This is a genomic window from Nostoc flagelliforme FACHB-838 (assembly GCF_014698065.1).
GTDB lineage: Bacteria > Cyanobacteriota > Cyanobacteriia > Cyanobacteriales > Nostocaceae > Nostoc > Nostoc flagelliforme_B.
Window position 1 is genome coordinate 1 of sequence record NZ_JACJSI010000366.1, and the last position, 5,765, is coordinate 5,765.

The 5,765-nt window shown below is 38.5% G+C and carries 6 protein-coding genes; all 6 read right to left on the minus strand.

Annotation, left to right across the window (positions count from 1 at the left end):
- Window positions 1-1,336 (minus strand): hypothetical protein (locus tag H6G97_RS43810; protein ID WP_190946758.1); only part of this gene is annotated, 1,336 nt, incomplete at its 3' end.
- 107 nt (window positions 1,337-1,443) lie between these two features.
- Window positions 1,444-2,163, minus strand: a complete 720-nt coding sequence (locus tag H6G97_RS43815; RefSeq protein ID WP_190946759.1) for a hypothetical protein — start codon at window positions 2,161-2,163, stop codon at window positions 1,444-1,446.
- Entirely contained in the window at window positions 2,160-3,218 is a 1,059-nt protein-coding gene (locus H6G97_RS43820; protein WP_190946760.1) for a hypothetical protein, read from the minus strand. Before H6G97_RS43820 ends, H6G97_RS43815 begins: the two co-directional genes overlap by 4 nt.
- A 236-nt stretch (window positions 3,219-3,454) precedes the next feature.
- Window positions 3,455-4,198 carry a hypothetical protein gene (locus tag H6G97_RS51695; protein WP_242056015.1) on the minus strand — a complete coding sequence of 248 codons (744 nt, stop codon included), beginning with the start codon at window positions 4,196-4,198 and terminating at the stop codon, window positions 3,455-3,457.
- A complete protein-coding gene (locus tag H6G97_RS43830) occupies window positions 4,137-4,682 on the minus strand; it encodes a hypothetical protein (protein ID WP_190946761.1) in 546 nt (181 codons plus the stop codon). The genes H6G97_RS51695 and H6G97_RS43830 overlap by 62 nt, the downstream gene beginning before the upstream one ends.
- The gene (locus tag H6G97_RS43835) at window positions 4,679-5,581 is read right to left on the minus strand and encodes a hypothetical protein (protein ID WP_242056016.1); all 903 of its coding nucleotides are present in this window, start codon (window positions 5,579-5,581) and stop codon (window positions 4,679-4,681) included. Before H6G97_RS43835 ends, H6G97_RS43830 begins: the two co-directional genes overlap by 4 nt.
- Between the last annotated feature and the right edge of the window lie 184 nt (window positions 5,582-5,765).

The following is a 5,765-nucleotide window of genomic DNA, read 5'->3' on the forward strand; positions in this document are numbered from 1 at the left end:
CGAACACTTTTTCTTGGCTATTTAATTGCCCAGAGCGACTTTGATTAGATGCTTTAATACCTTCGAGAATATTGTTAAATGCACCTTCACCAAAAGCAGAGGTTATATTTTTATAATCATTAGTAGTTGTACTACTAGAAAATCCATTAGAACTAATGTTGGTTTGACTTGTTGGGCGATTCTGGATCTCAGCAGCCTTGGCAACCCCGGCAATTACGGCCGACATCAAATCACTTCCTAAATTACTACCTCTGCGAGATTCACCTTTTAGAAAACTGCCGTTTTTCCTCATGATTAAAACAGCGTTTTCTGGCAGTTTCTTTTGTTGGGTGTTCCCATCAGAATTAATTAAAACTGAAACCCCACGCAATTGGGCAAATCCTGAGCCATTTGAATTAGTCAATTGAGCTACCAGATAAGATCCTGTGGGTAACACTTCACTACCATCTGATGCTTTCAATGGAAGGGATATCTTAATCAGGTAATTTTGACCGATATCATCACTAGTCCCCCAAAATATTGGTGTCTCTAGCCGTCCTTCTGTAGTACTACCAACTAAAATACGCTTTGTATTATAATCAGTTGTTTGTGCAGTAGTTTGATTTTTAATTTCTGTACTTGACCCTATTCCCCCTTTTATCCCACTGGGGTTTAATTGTTCATCATCAGAGTTGACTGAACTACTGAAACTACCAGCATTTGCAACAGCAAGCCATTGTTGCATCGGGTCTAATTGTTGAGTTTTTACAGCCGAACTTGCATTGGGGATTACTCGTGCTACCTGTTTTGCTTGAGGCTGAGGTTGAGAAACTGCTAGTGAGCGTGTAGTCGCTGTATTAATTCTCGGTGGAGAGGGATTTCTAGAAACTGTTACTGGTTGTGTACGCTGAGGTATTGTTCTTGTTGGTGGTGGTGGAGCTACCGGAACAGGTGTGAATGTCGGACTAGGTGTTGGTGTTGCTTCTGCTTGTGCTTGTGCTTTTTGATCGCGGATTTTCTTAAATTCCACATTCTGGCTAGTCAAAGCTAAAGCTGTTTTATTTTGTCCTGTCTCATCCTTGGCTGGTTCTTCTATTGTTTCAAGATTTATTTTTGGTGATTCTATTTTTGTAGGAGAAAAGTTCAGGGCATTCATAGAACCATTAATTAGTCCGCCTACAATCATTATAAAAACAAGTATTATCCCACCGATCACAGCCATCTTTAAAAGTGGGTTTTGTGGGATTGTACGAGTAGTTGTGATTTCTTCTGGTTCAGGAGCTTCTGTATCGGCTAAGGATTCAAGCTGAATACTTACCCCATTCATCGCGGCGAAATCTTTATCTTTCTTATCCAAAGAACCTGGGTTTGCTGTGTCTGACTGCTCTTTTGCTAAAAATTCTGCTGACTCTTCTTATTGGTGAACGTTTCTTTTATTTACTGCTGGTGATTCTTGCGTTTGTGTCATAAATTCAAATCTTGAATTTTATATATTTCTAAACCTGCTTTGCGAACACGATAAGCTGTTTGCTGAAACTCAGATGAAATCTGCGGTAATGTCGGTGTGTCTATCACTCTCACAAAAACACTTTTGTTAAACCCTATTGGTTCTCCAACCATATTATTACTCTGAAAAACTATTACTTCCCCTACCATATCTACTTGAAACTTACCTGGTTTTACTTTTTTAGGTTCGCTAAGTAAAGTGATTTTTAAAATTGATTGAGTCGTACCATTAAATACATCTGGTGGTGTAAGATTTCCTATTTCTTTCAGAAACTCAGCACGGAAATCTTCTGACAACGCAAATCCTGTAGCCCATACATTCGTTGTAATTTTGCTATTCCCTGTTTGCACACCCGCATCAAGCTTTAATTTTTTAGTAGGGTCTACATCGTAGTCACCAGTCACTTTTGGCAATGTATTCCAACTCAGTAACCCTGTCATTGTTTGCCCGACAAAATACCTGATGGCTTGAGCCGATCTCGACTCACTATGTATCGCCCTAACTCTTATAGATTCTCCATCATTTAATTCTACTAATGTTGGTGCTTTCGAGTTGGCTATAGTTCCCACTCTCGCAAAATTTATTATTTCTATTAACAGTACTAGGCTCAGTAATACTGCATTCCCTATCAAAAATATTGGCGTGAAATTTAATTCTTTTTTTTCTAATAGCCTCATTTTCTTAATCCCACAGAGAATTTAATTCCACTAGTAAAAGCTGTGAATACTGACATCCCCCCTCCTGTACCAATGGCTACTGCAAGTAATGGCGAAAAAATTGCTTGTATTAGTTGCATCAACAATGGATTGCTTGAAGGTTTGTCAACTATCGCACTCGCAACTATACCTACTATTATCGAGTATGAAATTAGTATTAGTGTCAAACCTAGCCAACCGGACAACCACGCATAAAGGGGCTTGCTTTCAAAAGGCAGCAAAGACAATACCAAGAATATAGGTGCAACGTAAGCAACTAACAAAAAGGATAATTGCACTATATATTGGAAACCTGCGGATAAACCACTCAGAATCACATAAACAAGACCTTGAATTGCACTATTGACAAGTTCACCACCAATATCCAAAGGGTTCCAGCTTCCCGAACCTGAACTCATTCCCCTTTTTTTTCTGGCTAATTGTGCTTCTCGTTGAGCATCTTCTATTTTTGCTTTGATGCAGGTTTGTCTAGGACTTGTTATTTTACCATCACTATCTATTTCAGAATCTTTAAGCTTTTCACATCTAGCCAAAGCTGTTTGAGTAGCTAAGATGAAACTTTGATCTGCGTTCACATTCCTGATAGCATCTTTCAGTCTTACACCGTTTCTAGTAATACTTAGGATACTCCTGTTTAGATTAGCCGACACATCCTTGAGAGCGATTGTGGTATTAGCCAATAAAAAACCATTGTTAGTCAGCATTAAAATTACCAACAACGGAAAAACCATCTCATTTACAAAATTATAAGAAAAACCTTCTTCAGCAAATTTTCTGTACCAGCCCAAAGAGGCAAAACTTACTAAAACTACTGCAACCAACATCGATACAGCCACAACAGCTGTATAAATAGAACTTGTCCCAGATGCTAGCTCTGCCCAATCATTTTCAAAAGATTGGTAAATTATATCTGCCCCGTTTATAGCTCCGTCAACTATTTCACCTGATATAGTAACACCTGTGTTTTGTCCAGGCTGCTGACCTGCTGATTGAGCAAAAAGGATAGTTAAAAGCATTTTATTTAATCAGCTATTTTTACCAAAAAGGGGAAGGGTAAATGGGGGAAGAAGCCCCATACATATTTAAAAATAAGAGAATAAGAGTGGTTCTACGCTGAAATCGCATTACGTGGCGAGTATTATCTTCTTTTAAGATTCTTTATATTTAAAAATACTTGCTTTGCATCGTATGGGGAAAAGTTTTAACTTCAATTCTTTTTCTTTCCCCCCGCCCCTTATCCCCATTCGCCTCTTTATTGATTTTTCCAGTAAGAATCTAGTGCAGCAGCAGATTGTAATATTTCTCTCGCGGCTGCATTAGATTCTTGCTGCTCAAGTCTTGCTTGCTCATCCATGCGCCCAGAAATATCGGCAAGATTAATATTTGCAGCAGCTAATGAACGTGATTGCTTCTGAGCTTCTGCATGAATTGATTTGCTAACTACTGCCGTTTGGAAATTTTGAACAGCCATCTTTTTTAAAATGTCTTGAGTAATAACATCCTGTTGTGCAGCATTAGCGTTATCCGAAGATTGCCCTATTGCGTCATTAGTTATTTCTGCTTCTTGAGCTTGTACCCGTTGTCCTTCGTTACCCAAAATTGATTGAGATTGACCACGGGTATATTGCTGATCCCATTCTCTAATAGCATCCTGAGCTTGAGTTTTAGGATCTAATTCAAGTAGCTCAGTATCTAGTTTTTCAAAAACTTTCTCTATATTCTTTCCAGCTTTCAAGGGGTCGGGAACACCTAAATCCCCTACACTAGATTGAATTGCCTGATTTAATTCTGCTTCTAGCTTTCCTACTGCTTTAGTAAATTCTTTTTGATAGTTATTTATCGAAACTTGCAAACTGTTGTAAATTTCTTGAAACTGGCTCAAAACAGATTTATTTGAATTGTTGTTATCGGCATTGGCTGCATCTACTGTCATATTAGAAAAACAAATCTGAATTACTGCCCCTGATATCAATATCCACTGGCTGAACTGTTTCATATAAATTCTCCAAGTTAACTACAAAAGGTTTCTTTGCACAATCTGAGCTAACAGTTACTTGTCGATTTTTTAAATCAAAAGAAACTGCGTCAACCAGCAAGGACTCTGGAGGATAATTACCTTTTGATAATAAACTTTTAAAAAACCCATTCTCATAAACCAGAGCATTTGCGGGAAGGGTAGAAACAGGCTTGTTATAAAGCAAAATATATCTCCTGTCTACTTCGGATTCAGAATTTATTCCGGGTTGTTTTATTCCCTGATTCACTACATTGTTGTATTTGAAATTTCTCAAGCTTGGGCTACGTTTCACTGAATCCTCTGCCATTTCTATATACACTTTACAATTATTTTCTTGACCAGCAATAAACTTCTCATATTTCGCTTGGTTGTATTGCCATACTTGAAAACTCCCAATTGATACTACACCTGCCAATATTGCCAGCAAAATCTTGTTTTGAATTGCTGATGTAAGGATTTTCATAATGGTTTCCCTTGCTTAATGCACTCAACATAATACTTAGAAAATTCTGCCACCCAAGTGAACTTATCATCGTAAATTTTTTTAAACTTATCTCGTGATTCTTGTTCCTCTCTACCATTGACAACCAAAGCCAAAAGCGGAGATGAAGGATAATAACGGCATCTTATATATTTGTTGTTGTAGTCCAGTAGCCATAACGTATATAGCTGTTGGATGTTTGGCATAAAAGTTTCATTTACATCTATAATTTCTCTCGGTATACCAAGCAATTCCGAAAAACTTCTCGCTGCCCCTGGGACAATTCGCCCAATTAATCGACAAGGCATATTTTGTAATATTTGTTCCCCAGCTTCTGATTTGGCAATCGAAATCACATCTTGAGCAGCTAGAGCAATGCGACATCCTGATTTGCGAGCCGTAGCACATTTACGACCTACCAACCTAGATAACGACGGGAACCGTAACAATACGCTCGCCTCATCCATGAAAAACATACTGTTTGTCGAGGATAGTGATTGTCTCGATGCCGCAATATACGCCGACATCCCGAACACCTCTGCTTCTCTATCCGATTGCAGATTCGTTAATGCAAACGTAATTAGCTTACTGTCTGTTTGGAAAGTTGAAGGTTTACAAATCGCATTTCCTATTGAGCTTGCCTGCCAGTACTGTAGTCGTAAGCGTATATAATTGAGCGCCTTCTCAACATTCTCATCCTCATAACCTAAATCAATACAATCGGCTTTGAAAAACTGTTCCATATCAACTAGAGTCGGCGTGTTATCCCACTCTGGCGTTCCGATTCCTGCTGAGTGTGCCAACTCAAAACGTCGCTCTATATCTGCATTCTCGTAAAAAGCTTTTGTCCCTAAAGGTATCAACGATTCGTAAACGTTCACAGGAGTTATCCTGCTACTGTAAAAAATAAGTACACGTAAATGGTAGATTAAGAGGCATGAATGAAAACTGTCTCGCCTACGGAATCGAAATTTCCGACTTAGATTGGGAAAAGACTCCAGCCATTGTCAAAGAACTGGTGGAGAAAATGGGGCAGCACATCAAGCAATCGGAAAAAGAGTTAAC